This is a genomic window from Mesorhizobium wenxiniae, assembly GCF_002284535.1.
GTDB lineage: Bacteria > Pseudomonadota > Alphaproteobacteria > Rhizobiales > Rhizobiaceae > Mesorhizobium > Mesorhizobium wenxiniae.
In genome coordinates this window covers 23777-42827 of record NZ_NPKH01000023.1, presented here as the reverse complement: position 1 = coordinate 42827, position 19051 = coordinate 23777, and the positions used below count along the sequence as shown (strand labels likewise).

The 19051-nt window shown below is 62.3% G+C and carries 18 protein-coding genes and 1 pseudogene; 8 read left to right on the top strand and 11 right to left on the bottom strand.

Annotated elements, in window-relative coordinates:
* Nucleotides 1-86 precede the first annotated feature (86 nt).
* The 4 genes from CIT31_RS16495 to CIT31_RS16480 form a co-directional block, all read right to left on the bottom strand.
* Nucleotides 87-416, bottom strand: a complete 330-nt coding sequence (locus CIT31_RS16495) for a cupredoxin domain-containing protein (RefSeq protein ID WP_165778475.1) — start codon at nt 414-416, stop codon at nt 87-89.
* Nucleotides 413-937, bottom strand: a complete 525-nt coding sequence (locus tag CIT31_RS16490; protein WP_095519491.1) for a DUF4142 domain-containing protein — start codon at nt 935-937, stop codon at nt 413-415. The genes CIT31_RS16495 and CIT31_RS16490 overlap by 4 nt, the downstream gene beginning before the upstream one ends.
* 99 nt (nt 938-1036) lie before the next feature.
* Nucleotides 1037-1717 (bottom strand): RNA polymerase sigma factor, encoded by a 681-nt coding sequence (locus tag CIT31_RS16485; protein ID WP_165778474.1) that lies wholly within the window; start codon nt 1715-1717, stop codon nt 1037-1039.
* 213 nt (nt 1718-1930) lie between these two features.
* The gene (locus tag CIT31_RS16480; RefSeq protein ID WP_095519490.1) at nt 1931-3100 is read right to left on the bottom strand and encodes a cystathionine beta-lyase; all 1170 of its coding nucleotides are present in this window, start codon (nt 3098-3100) and stop codon (nt 1931-1933) included.
* 444 nt (nt 3101-3544) lie between these two features.
* Here CIT31_RS16480 and CIT31_RS16475 point away from each other — a divergent pair, with 444 nt between their 5' ends.
* The 5 genes and pseudogenes from CIT31_RS16475 to CIT31_RS16455 all read left to right on the top strand — a co-directional run bounded on the left by CIT31_RS16475 (nt 3545) and on the right by CIT31_RS16455 (nt 8600).
* On the top strand, nt 3545-4573 hold the full coding sequence (locus CIT31_RS16475) for an amino acid ABC transporter substrate-binding protein (protein WP_095519489.1): 1029 nt from the start codon (nt 3545-3547) through the stop codon (nt 4571-4573).
* 63 nt (nt 4574-4636) lie between these two features.
* On the top strand, nt 4637-5824 hold the full coding sequence (locus CIT31_RS16470) for an amino acid ABC transporter permease (RefSeq protein ID WP_095519488.1): 1188 nt from the start codon (nt 4637-4639) through the stop codon (nt 5822-5824).
* A gap of 4 nt (nt 5825-5828) precedes the next feature.
* On the top strand, nt 5829-6986 hold the full coding sequence (locus CIT31_RS16465) for an amino acid ABC transporter permease (RefSeq protein ID WP_095519487.1): 1158 nt from the start codon (nt 5829-5831) through the stop codon (nt 6984-6986).
* Between the two features lie 21 nt (nt 6987-7007).
* Nucleotides 7008-7811 (top strand): amino acid ABC transporter ATP-binding protein, encoded by an 804-nt coding sequence (locus CIT31_RS16460; protein ID WP_065008990.1) that lies wholly within the window; start codon nt 7008-7010, stop codon nt 7809-7811.
* Nucleotides 7812-7914: 103 nt separating this feature from the next.
* Nucleotides 7915-8600 (top strand): annotated as a pseudogene (locus tag CIT31_RS16455) (TIGR02117 family protein).
* A 9-nt stretch (nt 8601-8609) separates the two neighbouring features.
* Here CIT31_RS16455 and CIT31_RS16450 read toward each other — a convergent pair.
* Nucleotides 8610-9836, bottom strand: a complete 1227-nt coding sequence (locus CIT31_RS16450; protein ID WP_095519486.1) for an FAD-dependent monooxygenase — start codon at nt 9834-9836, stop codon at nt 8610-8612.
* Nucleotides 9837-9852: 16 nt separating this feature from the next.
* The gene (locus CIT31_RS16445; RefSeq protein WP_095519485.1) at nt 9853-10098 is read right to left on the bottom strand and encodes a zinc-finger domain-containing protein; all 246 of its coding nucleotides are present in this window, start codon (nt 10096-10098) and stop codon (nt 9853-9855) included.
* 318 nt (nt 10099-10416) lie between these two features.
* Between CIT31_RS16445 and CIT31_RS16440 the strand changes: the two genes are divergently transcribed.
* Nucleotides 10417-12618, top strand: a complete 2202-nt coding sequence (locus tag CIT31_RS16440; protein ID WP_095519484.1) for an RNA degradosome polyphosphate kinase — start codon at nt 10417-10419, stop codon at nt 12616-12618.
* Nucleotides 12618-14153, top strand: coding sequence for an exopolyphosphatase (gene ppx / locus CIT31_RS16435; protein ID WP_095519483.1), 1536 nt, complete (start codon nt 12618-12620; stop codon nt 14151-14153). Before CIT31_RS16440 ends, ppx begins: the two co-directional genes overlap by 1 nt.
* Before the next feature lie 28 nt (nt 14154-14181).
* On the opposite strand, the gene CIT31_RS16430 is transcribed toward ppx, so the two are convergent.
* The 4 genes from CIT31_RS16430 to CIT31_RS16415 all read right to left on the bottom strand — a co-directional run bounded on the left by CIT31_RS16430 (nt 14182) and on the right by CIT31_RS16415 (nt 17641).
* Nucleotides 14182-14604 carry a DoxX family protein gene (locus CIT31_RS16430; RefSeq protein WP_095519482.1) on the bottom strand — a complete coding sequence of 141 codons (423 nt, stop codon included), beginning with the start codon at nt 14602-14604 and terminating at the stop codon, nt 14182-14184.
* A gap of 165 nt (nt 14605-14769) precedes the next feature.
* Complete coding sequence (locus tag CIT31_RS16425; protein WP_095519481.1) at nt 14770-15192, bottom strand: DoxX family protein; 423 nt, start codon at nt 15190-15192, stop codon at nt 14770-14772.
* Between the two features lie 122 nt (nt 15193-15314).
* Nucleotides 15315-16712 (bottom strand): class II fumarate hydratase, encoded by a 1398-nt coding sequence (gene fumC / locus CIT31_RS16420; RefSeq protein WP_095519480.1) that lies wholly within the window; start codon nt 16710-16712, stop codon nt 15315-15317.
* Between the two features lie 146 nt (nt 16713-16858).
* A complete protein-coding gene (locus tag CIT31_RS16415) occupies nt 16859-17641 on the bottom strand; it encodes an NIPSNAP family protein (RefSeq protein WP_095519479.1) in 783 nt (260 codons plus the stop codon).
* 94 nt (nt 17642-17735) lie between these two features.
* Between CIT31_RS16415 and CIT31_RS16410 the strand changes: the two genes are divergently transcribed.
* On the top strand, nt 17736-18419 hold the full coding sequence (locus tag CIT31_RS16410) for a TetR/AcrR family transcriptional regulator (protein ID WP_095519901.1): 684 nt from the start codon (nt 17736-17738) through the stop codon (nt 18417-18419).
* A 36-nt stretch (nt 18420-18455) separates the two neighbouring features.
* Here the strand turns inward: CIT31_RS16410 and CIT31_RS16405 are convergent, their stop codons facing one another.
* Nucleotides 18456-19043, bottom strand: a complete 588-nt coding sequence (locus CIT31_RS16405) for a hypothetical protein (RefSeq protein ID WP_095519478.1) — start codon at nt 19041-19043, stop codon at nt 18456-18458.
* Nucleotides 19044-19051: the final 8 nt, after the last annotated feature.

Below are 19051 nucleotides of genomic sequence, written 5' to 3'. Positions count from 1 at the left end.
CAGACCGGCGAGCCGGCGCCTCGCTACCAGGCGGCTTGATGCCGCCCGACCGCCCTGCGCGTGCAGGGCGGTCTCTGCTGGCTTGGCTAGGGCGACGTCACCGTCATTTGGCCTTTCATGTTCGGGTGGAAGCGGCAGAAATAATCGAACGAACCTGCCCTCTTCAGCGTCAGGCTCGCCGATGTCTTCGGCGGGATCATCACCTCCCAGCCGCCTGTGACGGTCGCCGTGTGGGCGAACACGTCTTTGTTGACCCACTCGATAGTGTCGCCGACCTTCGCCTCGATGCTTGCGGGCGAAAACACCAGCTTCTCGATCGTCACCTCAATCGTTTCGGCCTTGGCAGATGCGGCAGCAATAGTTAGCGCCATTGCAATCCACAGATGCCGTTTCGACACCGTCGGTGCTGTACTCATTTCAGCATGCCGGCGACATGTTCGGCATGCTGTTCATGGCCCTGGAATAGCTTCAGGCCGGTCTCCAGCAGGCTCTTCAGTTCGGCATTCTCGGCCGAGGGGATCAGCAGGGTTTCGAGCGCGCCGTTGACCTGCTTGTGATAGGCGACCTCGTTGTCAACATAGGCCTTGTCGAACGCGGCGCCGTCGAGCTTGGCGAGCTTCGCCCGTTCCTCGTCCGCCGCCTTGGTCAGCGCCTTGCTGGTGGCGTTGTCCTCTGGCGTCACGTTGAGCTTCTTGACCAGGTCAAGCGCTTGTTTGTTTACGGCTTCATGGTCTCGCACCATGTCTTTGGCGAAGTCGAGAATCTCTTTGTTTTTCGATTTCTTCAGCGCTTGCATGGCCGCCTCGACGTCAAGCACGCCGGCTGTGTAGGCGATGTGGGCGATCTGCGGGTCGCTCGGCTTATCGGAGGCTTGCGCCAACATTGCTGTGCTGAGCAGGAAAAGCGCTGCCAGTGCGGTGGTCGATCGAATAAGCATGACGTTCTCCTTCGCCGGATGCGAATGGCTCCGGGCATTTCCAGTTGACGATGATTGGATGCCGGGCGGGGGCAAACGTTCCCGGGAATTCGGGAAAAATCAGTCTCTAAAGCCAAGCCGCTGCATCACCGCGGCGGTCAGCCGTTCACACCGGCGGCCGGCGAAGGGGAAGGCATCGAGCAGCACCGGGCCGATCTGATCGTCCAGCGCCTTGCGGACGAGGGCGCGGGCGCGGTGCAGCCGGGTCTTGACGGTTTCGGGCCGCACATCAAGCAATGCTGCGGTCTCGTCTATGCTGAGACCCTCGATCACCCGCGCCACGAATACTGTCCGGTAGACATCGGGAAGGCGATCGGTCGCCCGTTCGACGAGCTCGAGGATCTGCCGTTGCGCCATCGTCCGCTCCGGATCGTCGCTGGGATTAAGGGGAAACTTGATGATTTCGGCTTGTAGACTTTGCGGCATCGCTACCGTTCGCCGCCTTTTGCGCAAACGCCCAAGCGCCTCATTGATGACGATGCGCGACAGCCATGTGGCGAGAGAGGATTCGCCGCGAAAATCCCCGAGCTGGGCAAAGGCCCTGACATAGGCCTCCTGCACGATGTCCTCAGCCTCGCTGTCGTTGCGGACGACGCTGCGGGCGATACGATAGAGCCGCTGGTTGTGCGTCTTGATAATCGTGCGGAAGGCTCCGCCCTCGCGTGCCAGGGCGCGGCTGACAAGCTGCATCTCGCCAGATGCGGCGGGCATGACGGTCGCAGCCGTGAGCGGTTTCCTCATCGCGAGCCCAATCTCCTGACCGGAAGCAAATCCTCCGATCGAAACATTGGACGGGCTAACCGAGAAAAGGTTCCCGAACATTTTTCCCGGCGGCCCGACTACGCTACCGCTTCGACCAGCAGCTTGTCTGCAGCTTGCGCGCGCCGTTGCGGCCAGCAGATCGGTCTGCGTGATCAGGCCGAGGATGCGCCTGTTGGAAGACCCTGCCGTCGCTCAAGCAGCCGCCGCCGCAGCGAGGCCGCGCGCCAGATCGGCTTTCAGGTCGTCGACGTCTTCAAGCCCGATCTGCAAGCGGACGAGCGGGCCGTCATAAGGGCCCTTGGCGACGACGCGGTCGCCGAGGAACACCGGCACGGCAAGGCTCTCATAGCCGCCCCAGGAATAGCCAAGGCCGAATATCCTGAGCGCATCGAGGAAGGCATGCTGCTGTTTCTGGCCGCCGCCCTTGAGGACGATCGAAAAAATGCCGCTCGAGCCGCAGAAGTCGCGCTTCCAGAGAGCGTGATCGGGGTGGCTGGCAAGCGCTGGATGCAGCACGCGCGCCACGCCCGGCTGGCCCTCCAGCCAGGCGCCTATGGCCAGTGCGCTGCGCTGATGGTGGTCGAGGCGCACGCCCATGGTGCGCAGGCCGCGCAGCACCTGATAGACATCGTCGGGCCCGGCGCAGCAGCCCATCGTGTAGAACGTCTCGCAAAGCTGTTTCCAGCAGGCCTTGTTGGCCGACGCGGTGCCGAGCAGCACATCGGAATGGCCAGCCGGGTATTTTGTCGCCGCATGGATCGAGATGTCGACGCCGTAGTCGAGCGGGCGGAAGTAGAGCGGCGTCGCCCAGGTGTTATCCATCATGACGATCGCGCCTGCGGCGTGTGCCGCGCTGGCGATGGCCGGTATGTCCTGCACCTCGAACGTGTTGGAGGCCGGCGATTCGGTGAACACGACCCTGGTGTTGGGCTTGATCAGCGCCGCTATACCGGCACCGACATGCGGATCGTAGTACTCAACCTCGACGCCCAGCCGTTTCAGCATCGTGTCGGCGAAATTGCGGGTCGGGTGATAGACGGAATCGACGATCAGGACATGGTCGCCCGCCGACAGGAAGGCGAGCAGCGGCACCGTCACCGCCGCCAGGCCCGAGGGCACCAGGATCGTGCCGGCCGAGCCTTCGAGCGCGTCGATCGCGCCGGCAAGCGCGTCGGTGGTCGGCGTGCCGCGCGTTCCGTAGGTGTATTTCTGGCTGCGTGCCGCCATCGTCGCCGCGTTGGGATAGAGCACGGTCGAGGCATGCACGACCGGCGGATTGACGAAGCCGAAATAGTCGTGCGGATTGTTGCCCGAATGGGCAAGCCGCGTGTTGATGCCCATTTCGTTGCCGTCTTTTGCCATTGCGCTTCGCCTCTGATGAAGCGCTAGCCATAGTGCGGCGGCATTGGCCGCGCAACCGTTCGCCACCCGCCAGCCGGCGGACTTTGGATATGCCAATTATCGCACGACAAGTCAGTCATGGGCCGTAAATCCGAGCGACGGGTTTTGCCGGCCCAGCCCCCGATTTGCGTTGACCGGGCTTTGCCGGCTTTGTTCGCACGGCTGGCTAGTTTCCAAGCGCGTTTGTCTGCAATTCAGGCATTTGCGGCAATTGGTTTTCAAACTCTTTCGGTTTAGGTCATTTCCCTTGACCTCACTGAAATAATCGCCTTCGATGCAGTTCGTGAATGGGAGGCAGCGCGTCGGTTGCGATGCGGGGTTCCGGGAATGGGCCGGAACGGGAAGCTGCGTTCACACGGAAAAAGTCAGGTTCGCCTGAAAAAAACAGAAAAGGGTCTGTGGGTTATGAAACACATTGCAATCGGCATTCTGGGCGCCGCCGCGCTTGGGTTGGTGGCTTCGGCCGCGTCGGCGGCCACGCTCGACGACGTCAAGGCCAAGGGCTTCATCCAATGCGGCGTCTCGACCGGTCTGGCCGGCTTCTCGGCGCCGGACGACAAGGGCGACTGGCAAGGCATCGATGCGGATTTCTGCCGCGCTGTCGCGGCCGCCGTTTTCGGCGATGGCACCAAGGTCAAGTTCACGCCGCTCAGCGCCAAGGAACGCTTCACCGCGTTGCAGTCCGGCGAGATCGACGTCCTGTCGCGCAACACCACCTGGACCATCAACCGCGACACAGCGCTCGGCCTGAACTTTGTCGGTATCACCTACTATGACGGCCAGGGCTTCATGATCAACGCCAAGAAGCTGCCGGGCGTGAACTCCGCGCTGCAGCTTTCAGGCGCGGCGGTCTGCGTGCAGAGCGGGACCACGACCGAGCTCAACCTCGCCGACTACTTCAAGTCGAACAAGATGGAGTACAACCCGGTCGTCTTCGAAAAGCTGGAAGAGGTCAACGCCGCCTATGACGCCGGCCGCTGCGATGTCTACACCACCGACCAGTCGGGTCTCTACGGTATCCGCCTGACGCTTGGCGCCCCGGCCGACCACGTTGTGCTGCCCGAGATCATCTCAAAAGAACCGCTTGGACCGGCCGTGCGTCAGGGTGACGACCAGTGGTACCACATCGTCAAGTGGACTTATTTCGCGTTGCTCCAGGCCGAGGAACTCGGCATCACCAAGGCCAATGTCGACGAGATGAAGAACTCGGACAACCCGGAGATCAAGCGCGTGCTCGGAACTGAGCCCGACACCAAGATCGGCACCGATCTCGGTGTCTCCAATGACTGGGTGGTCAACATCGTCAAGGCTGTCGGCAACTATGGCGAAATGTTCGAACGCAATGTCGGTTCGGGCAGCCCGCTCAAGATCGCGCGCGGCATCAACGCGTTGTGGACCAAGGGCGGCCTGCAGTACTCTCCGCCGATCCGCTGACCGAAATGTGATCCGGAAGGCAGATCGTCTGCCTTCCGGTTTCTCTTTCCAGGGGATGGTCGAATGGCATCGCAGGAAATTCTTCGCGAGGAGCCAAGAAGCGGCTCCTTCATCAACGATCCGAAGGTCCGCGGCATATTCTTCCAGGCGGTGGTCGTCATCGTGCTGGTGGCGTTGGTTTGGTGGATCGTCCAAAACACCATCGACAATCTGACGCGCCTGCGCATTGCATCAGGCTTCGGTTTCCTCAGGGGCCGCGCCGGCTTCGACATTAGTGACAGCGCCATCGCCTACTCGTCGGATTCCACCTATGGCCGCGCCATTCTGGTCGGCTTCATCAACACGCTCATCGTTGCCGTCTCCGGCATCATCACCGCGACCATAATCGGCTTTATCCTCGGCGTCGGCCGACTTTCGCACAACTGGCTGATCCGCAAGATCTGCACGGTCTATGTCGAGGTCTTCCGCAACATCCCGCCGCTGCTGGTCATCTTCTTCTGGTATTCAGGCGTGCTTTCGGTGCTGCCGGCGCCGCGCGAGAGCATCAATTTGCCGTTCAGTTCCTTTCTCAACCAACGTGGCTTTTATTTTCCGCGCGCCGTGTGGGGCGAAGGCTCCTGGCTGATCCTGGTTGCTCTGCTTCTCGGCATCGCCATGGCGTGGTTCGTCGCCCGCAAGGCGCGTCAGCGGCAGATGGCGACCGGCCAGCAATTCCCTGTGTTCTGGACATCGGCGGCTTTGATCATCGGCTTGCCGTTGCTGGCCTATGCGCTGAGCGGCTTCCCGCTGAGCTTCGATTATCCAAAGCAATCGACCTTCAACCTGACCGGCGGCTTTCAGGTCAAGCCGGAGTTCCTGTCGCTCTATTTGGCGCTGTCCTTCTATACGGCCGCCTTCATCGCCGAAATCGTGCGGGCCGGCATCATGGGCGTCAGTAAGGGGCAGACCGAGGCAGCCGGTGCCCTCGGGCTGCGGCCGGGCTCGATTCTGCGGCTTGTCGTCATTCCGCAAGCCATGCGCATCGTCATTCCGCCGCTGACCAGCCAGTATCTGAACCTGACCAAGAACTCGTCGCTGGCCATCGCCATCGGCTACCCGGACCTGACGGCGACGACCGGCACGGTGCTGAACCAGACCGGCCAGGCGATCGAGTGCGTGCTGATCATGATGGTGGTCTATCTCGCGCTCAGCCTGTTGACGTCGGCGATCATGAACGTGGTCAACGCCAGAATGGCGCTGGTGGAGAGGTAGCGACATGCAGGAGCACGACCTTTCCTTCGTCCGCGTCGAAATGGCGCTGGCACAGTCGGCGCCAGCAAGTGAGCGCGGTCTGGGCGCCTGGATACGCAAAAACCTGATTGCGTCGACCGGCGACACGATCCTGACCATCATCGGCATCGTGCTGGTCGCGATGATCCTGCCGCAACTGATCAGCTGGGCTCTCATCAACGCCCAATGGACCGGCACCGACCGTACGTTCTGCGCCACGGTGGCGCAGGGCGGCATCCAGCCGGATGGTTGGTCGGGCGCCTGCTGGGCCTTCGTCAACGCCAAATTCGGCCAGTTCATGTTCGGCCGCTATCCGATCGATGAGCGCTGGCGGCCGATCCTCGTCGCCATCCTGTTCGTGGCGCTTCTGGTGCCGCTGCTCATCCCGAAGGTGCCGCGCAAGGGGCTGAACGCAATCTTATTCTTCGGGGCGCTGCCGATCGTTGCTTTCATCCTGCTGGTTGGCGGCGTGTTCGGCCTGCCGCATGTCGAAACCCCGCTATGGGGCGGGCTTCTGGTGACGCTCACCCTGTCCTTCGTCGGCATTGCCGTGTCGCTGCCGATCGGCATTGTGCTGGCGCTGGGGCGGCGATCGAAGATGCCGATCGTCAAGATGCTGTGCGTCATCTTCATCGAGACGGTGCGGGGCATCCCGCTGATCACCGTCCTGTTCATGGCCAGCGTCATGCTGCCGCTGTTCCTGCCGGCCGGCGTCACCTTCGACAAGTTCCTGAGGGCGCTGATCGGTGTCTCGCTGTTTGCCGCTGCCTATATGGCCGAAGTGGTGCGCGGCGGCCTGCAGGCGATCCCCAAGGGCCAGTATGAGGGTGCGGATTCGCTCGGCCTCGGCTACTGGCAGAAGATGGGCCTGATAGTGCTGCCGCAGGCGTTGAAGCTGGTCATTCCCGGCATAGTCAATACCTTCATCGGCATGTTCAAGGACACCAGCCTGGTCTCAATCATCTCGATGTTCGACCTGCTCGGCGTCGTCAAACAGAATTTTTCCGACGCCAACTGGGCAACGCCGCAGACGGCAAGGTCCGGCCTGGTGTTCGCTGCCTTCGTCTTCTGGATGTTCTGTTTCGGCATGTCGCGTTATTCGATGTTCACGGAACGCCGGCTCGATACCAGCTACAAACGCTAAGAACAAAAAAGGGAACCTTCCATGGCCACAGAAAATGCAGTCAGCGCGGAAGAGATCAAGGTCAATGCCGCCAAGATGCAGGTATCCACCACCGACGTCGCCATCGACATCATCGCTATGCACAAATGGTACGGCGAATTCCACGTGCTGAAGGATATCAATCTGAAGGTGATGCGCGGCGAGCGCATCGTCATTTGCGGCCCTTCGGGCTCCGGCAAATCGACGATGATCCGCTGCATCAACCGGCTGGAAGAGCACCAGAAGGGCAAGATCATCGTCGATGGCAAGGAATTGACCAACGACCTCAAGAAGATCGACGAAGTGCGCCGCGAGGTCGGCATGGTTTTCCAGCACTTCAACCTGTTCCCGCATTTGACCATCCTGGAAAACTGCACGCTGGCGCCGATCTGGGTGCGCAAGACGCCGAAGAAGCAGGCCGAGGAAATCGCCATGCACTTCCTCACGCGCGTCAAGATCCCGGAACAGGCCAACAAATATCCCGGCCAGCTTTCCGGCGGCCAACAGCAGCGTGTCGCCATCGCCCGCTCGTTATGCATGAACCCTCGCATCATGCTGTTCGACGAGCCGACCTCTGCGCTCGATCCCGAAATGATCAAGGAAGTGCTGGAGACAATGGTCGGCCTCGCCGAAGAGGGCATGACCATGCTCTGCGTCACCCACGAGATGGGCTTTGCCCGCAAGGTCGCCAACCGGGTGATCTTCATGGATCAGGGCCAGATCGTCGAGCAGAACACGCCGGCCGAGTTCTTCGACAATCCGCGCCACGAGCGCACAAAACTGTTCCTGTCGCAGATCCTGCACTGATCGCTCTCACGCGAATCAAAAGAGCCCGGCCGAAATCCTGCCGGGCTCTTTTGCGTCTGGGCCGTCAGCCGGCGATTGCGCCCCGATTGCGAGGCCGTCCCACATGAAAAAGCCGTCCCTCGTGAAAAAGCTTGGGCGTTTTCTCGCCATTCTGGTGGTGGCAATCGTGCTTGCCGTGGTTTTGGGACATTCATTCCACGGCCGCTCTTGCCGGCGGCCGCCGCCGATCCCGTAGCCACCAGGCACATCCTGGTGCTGAAAAATCCGATCCACACCGATATCGCCGTTCCGGTCGATGACGACGTGCGCAAGCGCTTCCATTTCCTGGTCGATGGCGGCATTCCGGACGACATGGCTGGGGTCCGCTACATCGTCTTCGGCTGGGGAGGCCGCGCCTTCTATCTGGAGACGCCGACCTGGTCGGAACTGAAGGCGGTGCCGGTGATGAAGGCGCTGACACTGGACGCATCGGTGATGCATATCGATGTCGCCGCCAACATTGTCGAGCCGCACCCCGACGTCGCCGGCTTCGACATCAGCGAGGAGCGTTTTTCGGCGCTGCTCGACTTCATCACCGCGAGTTTCCAGCAAGGGCCGAACGGTCCCATCCCAGTCGAGAATGCCGCCTATTCCAGGTTCGACCGCTTCTACGAAGCCAACGGCCATTTCAACGCGCTGGTTGGCTGCAACACCTGGACAGCGGCGGCTCTGCGTATCGCCGGCCTGCGGACAGGCTGGTGGAATCCGCTGCCGGCCTCGCTCGACCTGTCGATGCGGATTTATAATTGATGCTTGGCACTAGTGTCCGACGGTTTCCGGCACCTGCCAGCCATAAAGCCAATCGAGATCGGCGGCGAGCCTTTCCGGAGAGTGCAATCTCAGAAACAGGTTGCGCGCGACCGCCACCGGCCCGGAAGCGTGCCAGGCGAGACGGTTGACAGCACCGCGGCGGGCGACCTTGGCGATGCGCGGGCGCCGCACCTTTTCCCAGGCGGCAAGGGCGCTCCAGGGGTCGGCAGGCGAGGCGGCGACAAAACCTGCAAGGGTTGCGACATCCTCGATCGCCATCGCCGCGCCTTGCGCCGCAAACGGCGTCATCGCATGCGCGGCGTCGCCGATCAGCGCGATGCCGGCGGGCGTTGTCCATGGCTGTGCCTGGTCGACCGTATGGATCGGCCATGCGGTCCACGGGCCGGCATCCTCGCCAAGCCGGGCCAGTGCTGCCGCCGTGCCACGCATCGCGCCGACGAGGATGTTGGGGTCGGCGTGGCCCGACCAGCCCTCGGCGATGATCTCGCCCCTGGTGAAGGCGGCCAGGTTGAACGCCGTGCCGTTGCTGACGGGATAGGTGACGAGGTGAAAACCGGGATGCAGGAAGGCGGTCACGCAATTGGCGGCGCCGACCGCCGCAAGCGCTTCTCCCGCGACACTGTCTGCACTGATCGTAGCGCGCCAGGCAAGCTCGCCCGAAAACCGGCTTTTGGCCGCAAACCCGCCAAGAGCACGGATAGCCGACCACACGCCGTCGGCGCCGATCAGCAGAAAGCCGTCGGCTTCGACCGTCTTGCCGGCAATCTCGACTGTTGCCGTGGTATGGCGCGGTCCTGCGGCGATGCCGCCGACGCGCGCGCCGGTGACGAGACTGATGTCCGGCTGTTCGGCAAGGCGCGCCATCAGCGCGTCTTGCAGATCGGCCCGATGAGCGACGAGATAGGGCGCGTGCCAGCGCCTTTCGGCTTCTTCGCCAAGCGGCACCCGCGCCAGCTCGCGCAGTGTGGCGGCGTCCTTGAGCACGACCGCCTCCGGCCGCACCGCCGCCGGCAACAGCCGGTCGAGCACGCCGAGCTGGCGAAGGATGCGCGTTGCGTTGGGTGACAGCTGGATGCCGGCGCCGGCTGCTTCGAGGCGCGGCGCCTGTTCGAACAGCCGCACCAGATAGCCGCGTTCGGAAAATGCCAGCGACGCAGTCAGTCCGGCGACGCCGGCTCCGGCGATAACGACCTGCCGGGACCGGGTGTCGTCCATGGGGATGGCGTGCGCCTCAGGCTGCCTGATGGATATAGAGGCATCCCGCAGGCTGCGTTTCCGTCGCCTTCAGCTTTGGCGAATAGCGAAAAAGCGTCGAGCAATAGGGGCAGACCTTTTCATTGTCGTCGCCCATGTCGAGAAACACATGGGGATGGTCGAAAGGCGGGTTGGCGCCGGTGCACATGAATTCCTTGACGCCGATGTCGATCGCCGCATAGCCCGCATCGTTCTGGAAATGGGGAATGGAACCGCCTGCCATCGTCGTCTCCTACATCTGCCGCATGACCCCGGATCAAGCGCAAATCAAAATTCCACCGCGTCCTTTGCGCGTCCAAGGGCGCGCCGCGCTGTAGCCTGGATTGCATCTGGATCATAAGCTGTCTCTTTGCAAGATCGATGAAATCAAACTGTCGTAAAAGCCTGTCACAGGATAAGCTAAGCCGGTTAAGGCATGGCCCCGAAAACCGAATTCGGTTTCGCTGGGGATCATGCCTAGCTTAAGAGTGGTAGAGCGTCCTTTGCGCGTCCGCAAAGACGCGCGACGCTGTGGCCAGCGGGTGCGAAACGGGCAGGAACCATGAACGAACTAAAGCCGGTGCAGAGCGAATTCACCACTGTCGAGGTGGCGAGCCCAGAGGGCGGCAACCCGGACCGCTTCGTCAACCGCGAGTTTTCCTGGCTGCAATTCAACCGCCGCGTCCTCGAGGAATCGCTAAACGCCAATCATCCGCTGCTCGAGCGTGTCCGCTTCCTGTCGATTTCGGCCGCCAATCTCGACGAGTTCTTCATGGTCCGCGTCGCCGGTCTCGCCGGCCAGGTTCGCGAAGGCATCACGCTGAAGAGCCCGGACGGTCGCACCCCCGAACAACAGCTGGAACAGTTGCTGCGCGAGGTCGAGCGTCTGCAGGAGGACCAGCAGAAAAGCCTTTCCGCGCTGATGCTGCTGCTCGACAAGGAAGGCATCGAGAGCATCAGCCGCGATGGGCTGACCAAGGACGAGAAGGCCTGGCTCGAGGATCATTTCCAGGAGCAGGTCTTTCCGGTGCTCACACCGCTGTCGATCGACCCGGCGCATCCATTCCCGTTCATTCCCAATCTCGGCTTCTCGATGGCCCTGCAATTGCGCCATCGCAGGAATGGCGAGGAGATGAGCGCGCTGTTGCGTCTGCCGGTGGCGCTGAAACGCTTCATTCGCTTGCCCGACCGCAAGCATCATGTCCGCTTCATTCCGCTGGAAGAAGCGGTCGGCCTCTATATCGGCAAGCTGTTCCCCGGCTACGAAGTCAAGGGCTCCGGCACGTTCCGCATCATCCGCGACAGTGACATCGAGGTCGAGGAGGAGTCCGAGGATCTCGTGCGCCTGTTCGAGACGGCGCTGAAGCGCCGCCGCCGTGGCTCGGTCATCCGCATCGAATTCGATAAGCTGATGCCAGCCGAACTGCGCGAGTTCGTCGCCGGCGAGCTTGGCGTCTCGTCGAGCCGCATCAGTGTGCTCACCGGTCCGCTGGCGCTCAGCCAGATTTCCGAGATCGTCGCCATCGCCCGCGACGACCTCAAGTTCACGCCCTATAATCCGCGCTTTCCCGAGCGCATCCGCGAGCATGGCGGCGACTGTTTCGCCGCCATCCGCGAGAAGGACATCATCGTTCATCACCCCTACGAATCCTTCGACGTTGTGGTGCAGTTCCTGCGCCAGGCGATGGCCGACCCGGAAGTCGTGGCGATCAAGCAGACGCTCTATCGAACCTCGAACGACAGCCCGATCGTGCGCGCTTTGGTCGACGCGGCGGAGGCCGGCAAGTCGGTTACCGCGCTGGTCGAGCTCAAGGCGCGTTTCGACGAGGAAGCCAACATCCGCTGGGCGCGCGACCTCGAGCGCGCCGGCGTTCAGGTCGTGTTCGGCTTCCTCGAACTGAAGACACACGCGAAAATGTCGCTGGTGGTGCGGCGCGAGGACGGCAAGCTGCGCAACTATGTGCATCTCGGCACCGGCAACTACCATCCCGTCACCGCTCGCATCTACACCGACCTGTCCTTCTTCACCACCGCTCCGACGATCGCCCGCGACGTCGCCCAGCTGTTCAATTTCATCACCGGCTACGCCGAGCCGACCGATGAGATGCGGCTGGCTATCTCACCCTTCACGCTGAGAAGCCGGATTCTCAAGCATATTTCAGACGAGATTACCCATGCGCTGGAAGGCCGGCCGGCCCGCATCTGGATGAAGATGAATGCGCTGGTGGATCCGATCATCATCGACGCGCTTTATGACGCCAGCCGCGCCGGCGTCGAGATCGATCTTGTCGTGCGCGGCATCTGCTGTCTGAGGCCCCAGGTGCCGGGCCTGTCGGAAAACATAAGGGTCAAGTCGATCGTCGGCCGCTTCCTCGAACACAGCCGCATCTATTGTTTCGGCAACGGCCATGGACTGCCGTCGGACGGGGCGGTCGTCTACATCTCATCGGCCGATTTGATGCCGCGCAATCTCGACCGTCGCGTCGAAACCATGGTGCCGATCATCAATCCAACGGTGCATGAACAAGTCCTCGGCCAGATCATGCTGGGCAACATCATGGACAACCAGCAAAGTTTCGACGTATTGGCTGACGGAACCTCCCGGCGCGCCACGCTTGAGGAGGGCGAGGAACCGTTCAACGCGCAGGAATATTTCATGACCAATCCGAGCCTTTCCGGACGCGGTGATGCGCTGAAATCGCATGCGCCCAAGCGCATCGCGCAGTTCAAGCGCCGCAAGAAAAACGCCACAGCGACCGGCTGATGATTTCAACGTCCCAGGGCCGGCTTCAGGACCGCCGACCGCTGTCCATCATCGACATCGGGTCGAACTCGATCCGTCTTGTCGTCTATGAGGGGCTGGCGCGCTCGCCGACCACGCTGTTCAACGAAAAGATGCTGGCCGGCCTCGGTCGCGGCATCGTTTCGACCGGAAAGCTCGATCCCGAGGCGGTGACCCGCTCGATGGAGGAGTTTCGGCGTTTCCGCGCGCTGTCCGAGCAGGTCGGCGCCGAGCAAATGTACGTGCTGGCGACCGCCGCCGCCCGCGAGGCGGTCAACGGTCCCGATTTCATCCAGCGCGCCGAAGATGTACTCAAGACCGAGGTCCAGGTGCTGAGCGGGCGCCAGGAAGCCCACTATTCCGCGCTTGGCGTCATTTCCGGCTTCCACCCGGCCAACGGCATCGCCGGCGACCTCGGCGGCGGCAGCCTCGAACTGGTCGACGTCGATGGCGAGGCAATCGGCGACGGCATCACGCTGCCGCTGGGCGGCCTGCGTCTGCAGGACATGGCCAAGAACTCACTGGCCCAGGCGGCAAAGATAGCGCGCGACGAACTGGAACGGGCAAAGCTGCTCAAAGGCGGGCAGGGCAGGCCGTTCTATGCGGTCGGCGGCACCTGGCGAAACCTCGCCCGGCTGTACATGGAAATGACCAGCTATCCGCTGAGCGTCATGCACCATTACGAGATCGGCATCGACAGCGCTACGAACTTCCTCAAGCAGGTCGCCAAGGGCGAGATCGAGAAGGTAAGGGGGATCGAGGGCGTCTCAAAGAACCGCCGCTCGCTGCTGCCCTATGGCGCCATCGTGCTGCAGGAGATCATGACGGCGATGCAGCCGTCCAAGATCATCGTCTCGGCGCTGGGCGTGCGCGAGGGCTTCCTCTATTCGCTGCTCGACAAAGCCGAGCAGAAGGCAGATCCGTTGATCTCGGCCTCGGAGGAACTCGCCCGGCTGCGTTCGCGCTCGGTCACCCACGCGCATGAGCTTGTCGAGTGGACGGGCAAGACCTTCGCCGCCTTCGGCATCGAGGAGACGGTCGACGAGGCGCGTTACCGCCAGGCCGCCTGTCTGCTTGCCGACATCGGCTGGCGCGCACATCCCGAATATCGCGGCAAGCAATCGCTCAACATCATTGCCCACGCCTCCTTCATCGGCGTCGACCATCCCGGCCGCGCCTTCCTGGCGCTGGCCAACGCCTACCGTCATGAGGGCATCTTCAACGAATCGATCGCGCCGGAAATCAAGGCACTGGCGACGCCACGCTATATCGAGCGCGCCCGCGTGCTGGCCGCCGTGATGCGCGTCGTCTATCTGCTGACGGCGGCGATGCCGGGCGTCATGCCGCGGTTGAAATGGGAGAGCCGCGGCAATGGCGTGCTTGCGCTGGTGCTGCCGGCGTCGCTGGCCGACCTTTACGGCGAGCGGCCGGCCGGCCGGCTGGCACAGCTGGCGAGGGTTACCAACCGCCGGCTGGTGCTGGCGGTCGAGGGCGGCCCCAATATGCCAGCCAAGTAATCTGGCTGAGACAAACAGCTTGTGCCGGTCAAGTCGTTTCAGGGCCGATCCGAAGTATCCGCCCATCAAACGAATAGGCGCCGGCGCCAGCCATCGCCAATGCCAGAAAACCGCCTGATAAGGCGATGTCCTTCATCAGCATCTGTGAATGCATGAAGGTCAGCGTCGGATCGTCGCCGCCCTGGCCATAATGGCCGATGAAGCCTGCCGCGATGCAGAAGGCGGCAAGCAGAAGCGCAAAGACAGGTGTCTTGAAGCCGACGAGGATGAGCAGCCCGGCGATCAGCTCGAACAGCCCCGTGCCCCAGGCAGCAAGCGTCGGCAGCGGTAGGCCGAGGCCGGCGAAATAGCCCGATGTGCCGGCGATGTCGCTAAGCGCGTGAAAGCCGGACGGAACGAATAGCGCGGCGAGCAGCAGTCGGGAAAGCAGTAGCAGCGCATTGCGGGGCATTTGGTCACCTCCGAGGTCGGCCAGCCGGTTGGCTCACCCCGACGTTCGATCTTAGCAGAAATTCGAGCCAGGCCACTCGGCCCGGCCAATCGAAGGTCGTTAGATCGACAACGAAAAAGGGCGCGATAAATTCCGCGCCCTTGCTGCACTAGTCATTAGCCTGCGTCAGCCGCGCTTGGCGTCGACCGAATAGGCGCCGGCGCCTGAGGAAGCCAGCACGAGGAAGCCGCCGGCAATCGCCAGGTTCTTCATGAAGCTGATCATCTGCATCTGATCGGCCCAGCCGGTGTGGGCGACCAGTCCCGTGGCGACGGTGAAGATTGCGAGCACCCAGGCGGTGATCCGGGTCTGAAAGCCGACGAGGATGGCGAGACCGCCAAGCAGCTCGACCAGGCCGACGGCAATCGCCGTTACGGTCGGCATCGGCAGGCCCATGCTGCCGAAGTAACCGGCGGTGCCGGCGATCGCAGTGAGCTTGCCGAAACCGGAAAGCACGAAAATGACTGAAAGCAGAACGCGGCCAAGCAGGATGGTGGCCGAGGCGTTGGAAACGGTGCCGGAACCGGCAACGGATGTATTGGTAGACATGATGGGCTCTCTCCGGAAGGGTTGCGTTGCCTATCCACATAGAGCAGGGCGACTGTTCACCGAAGATGCAGATTTGGTTACAGATTGTTCACCGCAGTAACGTTTTTGCGATCAGCTCAAAATCATCCCGGATGCGTCATATCCTCCGGGCGCACCAGGCGGTCGTAGTCGGCCTCGCTGACCAACCCGGTGGCCAGCGCTTCCTCGCGCAAGGTTGTACCCTTCTTGTGCGCGGTCTTGGCAATTTTGGCGGCGTTGTCGTAGCCGATGGTCGGCGCCAGCGCCGTCACCAGCATCAGCGAGCGGTCGAGTGCGGCCTTGATGTTCTCTTCCCGCGCCTCAATACCCGCGACGCAATTGTCGGTGAACGAGATGGAGGCGTCGGCGAGCAGCTGCACCGATTGCAGGAAATTATAGGCCATCAGCGGGTTATAGACGTTGAGCTCGAAATGACCCTGGCTGCCGGCGAAGGTCAGTGCGGCATTGTTGCCGAACACCTGGATGCAGACCTGCGTCAACGCCTCGCACTGGGTGGGGTTGACCTTGCCCGGCATGATCGATGAACCCGGCTCGTTTTCCGGCAGCGACAGTTCACCGAGGCCGGAGCGCGGGCCGGAGCCGAGCAGACGAATGTCGTTGGCAATCTTGAACAGGGCGCCGGCGCAGGCGTTGATGGCGCCATGCGAAAACACCATGGAATCGTGCGCGGCCAGGGCCTCGAACTTGTTCGGCGCGGTGACGAAGCCGATGCCGGTGATGTCAGCGATTCGCGCCGCGACCTTCTCGGCAAAGCCGATCGGCGCGTTGAGGCCGGTGCCGACGGCCGTGCCGCCTTGCGCCAGTTCCTGCAGGCCGGGCAGCGTCATCTCGATGCGTTTGATCGACGAGGCGACCTGCGCGGCATAGCCTGAGAATTCCTGGCCAAGGGTGAGGGGCGTCGCGTCCTGCGTATGCGTGCGGCCGATCTTGATGATGTGGGCGAAAGCTTTGGTCTTGGCTTCGAGCGCCGCATGCAAATGCTTCAGCGCCGGCAACAGGTCGTGCACGATGCGCTCGGCGCAGGCGATGTGCATGGCCGTCGGATAGGTATCGTTCGACGACTGGCTCATATTGACGTGGTCGTTGGGGTGCACCGGTTTCTTGGAGCCCATGACGCCGCCCAGCAGTTCGATCGCCCGATTGGAGATCACCTCGTTGGCGTTCATGTTGGATTGCGTGCCCGAGCCGGTCTGCCAGACGACCAGCGGGAAATGACCGTCGAGCTTGCCGTCGATGACTTCCTGAGCGGCTTCGACGATCGCCTTGCCGATGGCCGGGTCGAGCCGCTTCAGCTCCATATTGGTTTCGGCCGCCGCCCGCTTGACGATGCCGAGCGCGCGAACGATCGACGCCGGCTGCTTTTCCCAGCCGATCTTGAAATTGCCCAGCGAACGCTGCGCCTGCGCGCCCCAATAACGGTCGGCGGCGACGTCGATGGGACCGAACGTGTCGGTTTCGGTTCTGGTCTCTGGCGCGCTCACTTGTGTCTCCAGTCTGTCGAATTCGGCACCGGCGTATCGCGTTGCACAAATTGCTTCAAGCGGAGATTGCGAGCCGCAAGGATGCAAATCGGTTGAAGGAACCTCACTTCCTTCAACCGCAGGGAGAGAAGGAAGAGGCTCGCCTCTCACCGACCAAGCAGCGACTGTGAGGTTGCAGATAGGCGCAAGGTCTCGGTCGATCTAGCCAGACATGACTGGGCCTCCCGCTCGAGTGCCTGCCACTCCGGGGAACTGGCAAGGGCTGCCTCGTGGCGGGCATGGGCGTCCGCGCTGTCGAAGGCGGTGACACTGATGAAGACGTTTTCACCTGATCTCACCGGCAGGCGGGGAAAGCTGTTTTCGGCATGTTCGGTAACAAACGCAGCAAGTGGCCGTGCGCCAAATTCCGCCAGCGTGGGAATGGCGTCGGTTTCGAAGCGGCTGGCGAAGTCGGCCCCGGCGCCGGGTCGCAGGTGATGAATCTTGATGACAACACTATCCGACAAGCGATTGTCTCCGCTTGGCTTTTCGTAAGCCGGCACGGCTGTCCGTTGTGAGCCTGTCAGCTGGAAACCAGCGTCCGGCCATGCCGGTTTCAGCAACAGCACGTCGTCGGAGGAAATCATCGTGGCGTTGGCGGCATCGCGCCAGGCCGCCCATACGGGTCCCTCGTAGAAAGCGATCAGCGCATTTTTCCGCGCTTCCATACCGTCGAAGCCGCGCAGCCAGACGAACATGTCAGGCCGGTCGAGATCGCGGAACTGACCGATGATCGTCATCCCCGCCGCTTCCTGACCATCGATCAGGTGACCGTCGAAGATGTCGATCAGCGTGTCGCGCCGGCCAGGTTTCAGTGTGTATTGCCTGAGCTCGACGACCGGCGAGGCGTTGAGGCTGGATTTCGGCGGGGCATTCGGGGGCAGGCTCATCGCACAATCTCCAAAACAGGGTGTTCATCCTGTTTATAAACAGACCGGTTGTCCTGTTTTGTCAATCTGCTATCGTATGGAAATGTCAGCAGAGATGATCGCTCGCCTGAAGATGCGGCCCGGGAAACGCACCAACGACCCGGACGGCCTGCGCAAACGCGTGCTCGATGTCGCCGAAGCCTCCTTTCAGGCGCGCGGCTACCACGCTTCCAGCCTCGGCGACCTGATGGCGGCGGCGGGCGTCACCGGCGGCGCGCTGCATCATCATTTCCCGACCAAGAAGGCGCTGGCGCTGGCGGTGATCGAGGAGCGGGTCTCCGCGGCCGTCGAAGAAACATGGATCGCGCCGGTGCAGGCGGCAGGCTCGGCGCGCGAGGGCGTGCGCGGCGTGTTCGAGGCCGTGGCGGCGGAACTGGAGCAACAGGGTTTCGTGCGCGGCTGCCCGCTCAACAATCTGGCGCATGAACTGTCGCTCGCCGATGCGGATTTTCGCGCTGCCCTTGCCGGCATCTTTTCGGCATGGCGCCAGGCAATCGCCGACAAGGTTCGGGCCGACCAGCAGGCGGGCAGGGAGCAGGACACCGATCCGCAGCGCTTCGCCGCGCTTGCGGTCGCGACCTATTCCGGCGCCATGTCGATGGCCAAGACGACGCAGGATTCTGGTGTGCTGCGCGATTGCCTGAACGCGCTTGAGCAGGGAGCTTCCTCAGTTTCGTCATCCAAGGGAGCAGGAGCGAATCGACGTCGCAGGATGCTGCGGCAGCACAAAGCCTTTTGATGCCGGAGCGCCAGTCGCCCTCTGCCCTGCCGGGACTTAATTCGGCAGCGGTTTGATCACCTCGTAGCCGACCACACTTTCGCCGCTGGTGCCCTCGTCATAGCGCTTGGCCAGAACGGCCTGCAGGTCGGGCGCGTACAGCGCGGTGAATTCATCCTGTGTCTTGCCGGCCTCGTTCTTGATCGTCTGCCTCACGGCGAGCACGTTGTATTTGCAGTCGCCCAGGCTGAAGGTCTCCTTGCCCTTGACGTTGATCTCGAGCGTCTCGGTGCCCTTCGGTTGTTTGTTTGCTGCGAGACGGACGAATACCGTCTCGCTCTTCGCCCCGGCCTTGAGCGGAAACAGCTTTCTGAGATCGAAAAACGGGATCATGGCAAGCTGACCGGTCTCGCTGTCGCGAAACACCTCGATCAGGCCACCGAACAGAAACTGCGTCTGCGGCGATTGGGATTGGTATTCGTTGGCAACCGACACCATTCCAGCCGCCGCCGGTCGAAACTCGCTGCGGATGCCGGGCCTTTCGAGAATGAAGCCGGCCTTGGCGCCTTTGGCGTCGATACACTCGGCGCCATGAGCGGCGCTCGCCAGGATGGTGAGTGCCGTGCCGATGGATATAGTCTTCATAGCGTCCT

Coding starts and splice junctions, on each gene's coding strand:
- CIT31_RS16495 (WP_165778475.1), bottom strand. CDS start 416: ATGAGTACAGCACCGACGGTGTCGAAACGGCATCTGTGGATTGCAATG.
- CIT31_RS16490 (WP_095519491.1), bottom strand. CDS start 937: ATGCTTATTCGATCGACCACCGCACTGGCAGCGCTTTTCCTGCTCAGC.
- CIT31_RS16485 (WP_165778474.1), bottom strand. CDS start 1,717: ATGAGGAAACCGCTCACGGCTGCGACCGTCATGCCCGCCGCATCTGGC.
- CIT31_RS16480 (WP_095519490.1), bottom strand. CDS start 3,100: ATGGCAAAAGACGGCAACGAAATGGGCATCAACACGCGGCTTGCCCAT.
- CIT31_RS16475 (WP_095519489.1), top strand. CDS start 3,545: ATGAAACACATTGCAATCGGCATTCTGGGCGCCGCCGCGCTTGGGTTG.
- CIT31_RS16470 (WP_095519488.1), top strand. CDS start 4,637: ATGGCATCGCAGGAAATTCTTCGCGAGGAGCCAAGAAGCGGCTCCTTC.
- CIT31_RS16465 (WP_095519487.1), top strand. CDS start 5,829: ATGCAGGAGCACGACCTTTCCTTCGTCCGCGTCGAAATGGCGCTGGCA.
- CIT31_RS16460 (WP_065008990.1), top strand. CDS start 7,008: ATGGCCACAGAAAATGCAGTCAGCGCGGAAGAGATCAAGGTCAATGCC.
- CIT31_RS16450 (WP_095519486.1), bottom strand. CDS start 9,836: ATGGACGACACCCGGTCCCGGCAGGTCGTTATCGCCGGAGCCGGCGTC.
- CIT31_RS16445 (WP_095519485.1), bottom strand. CDS start 10,098: ATGGCAGGCGGTTCCATTCCCCATTTCCAGAACGATGCGGGCTATGCG.
- CIT31_RS16440 (WP_095519484.1), top strand. CDS start 10,417: ATGAACGAACTAAAGCCGGTGCAGAGCGAATTCACCACTGTCGAGGTG.
- ppx (WP_095519483.1), top strand. CDS start 12,618: ATGATTTCAACGTCCCAGGGCCGGCTTCAGGACCGCCGACCGCTGTCC.
- CIT31_RS16430 (WP_095519482.1), bottom strand. CDS start 14,604: ATGCCCCGCAATGCGCTGCTACTGCTTTCCCGACTGCTGCTCGCCGCG.
- CIT31_RS16425 (WP_095519481.1), bottom strand. CDS start 15,192: ATGTCTACCAATACATCCGTTGCCGGTTCCGGCACCGTTTCCAACGCC.
- CIT31_RS16415 (WP_095519479.1), bottom strand. CDS start 17,641: ATGAGCCTGCCCCCGAATGCCCCGCCGAAATCCAGCCTCAACGCCTCG.
- CIT31_RS16410 (WP_095519901.1), top strand. CDS start 17,736: ATGATCGCTCGCCTGAAGATGCGGCCCGGGAAACGCACCAACGACCCG.
- CIT31_RS16405 (WP_095519478.1), bottom strand. CDS start 19,043: ATGAAGACTATATCCATCGGCACGGCACTCACCATCCTGGCGAGCGCC.